This window comes from Kitasatospora sp. NPDC004799, assembly GCF_040609095.1.
Lineage (GTDB): Bacteria > Actinomycetota > Actinomycetes > Streptomycetales > Streptomycetaceae > Kitasatospora.
The window spans coordinates 7,390-7,995 of sequence record NZ_JBEXJK010000375.1; the positions used below are offsets into that span (position 1 = coordinate 7,390).

1 protein-coding gene is annotated in these 606 nt (G+C 72.4%); it reads right to left on the reverse strand.

Annotated features, from left to right (window positions below; genetic code table 11):
• Positions 1–80: 80 nt before the first annotated feature.
• A complete protein-coding gene (locus tag ABZW03_RS32665) occupies positions 81–299 on the reverse strand; it encodes a hypothetical protein (RefSeq protein ID WP_355266439.1) in 219 nt (72 codons plus the stop codon).
• Between the last annotated feature and the right edge of the window lie 307 nt (positions 300–606).

Consider the following 606-nt stretch of genomic DNA (forward strand, 5'->3'; position numbering starts at 1 on the left):
CCGGACCCCCCCGGCCGGGGCCCCCCCCCCGTAGGGCCCCGCCCCCCCCCCCGGCGCCGCACCCTTCCGCATTCCCCGGCTCAGGCCGCCCGGGCCGACAACGCCAGCCTCCATTCCCTGCCCAGGAATGCGACCGCCAGCGCGATGACCACGATCCGTGCCGTCGCGTGGGCCCGCGAGGAATCCGGCGCCGAAGCACGGACCCGGCCCCATTTCCCGGCCGGCTCGAACTCCACCGTCAGCACCTGCTCGGCCGACTCCGCCGGGCCCGTGCCCGCCCCGGCCTCGTGCTCTTTCATCCGCCCCTCCGTCTGCCATCGGCAGGAGTGTGACAAGTCGCCGGTGACCATCGGAGCCACCGGGCCGGACCATGATGGCCGCGACCCTCGTGCACCCGGGCCCGATTTCAGTACATGGCTCCTGAGCTGCTAATGTTCACCACGTCGCAAGGGAGATGATTCCTTGTCAGGCGTCAGCGGTGCTACCAGAGCACGTCCTACTTTCAGTAGGAAGAGTCCGTGCAACCCGGGCCTGGCGCTCCACAGTCGGAAGGGTGCGGGCCCGAACCAAGTGCGGGGCCCCGCCGCCGGGGCCCCCCCCCCCGCC

What these genes read in the sequence shown, in the direction of transcription:
- ABZW03_RS32665 (WP_355266439.1), bottom strand. Translation starts at nt 299, where the DNA reads ATGAAAGAGCACGAGGCCGGGGCGGGCACGGGCCCGGCGGAGTCGGCC.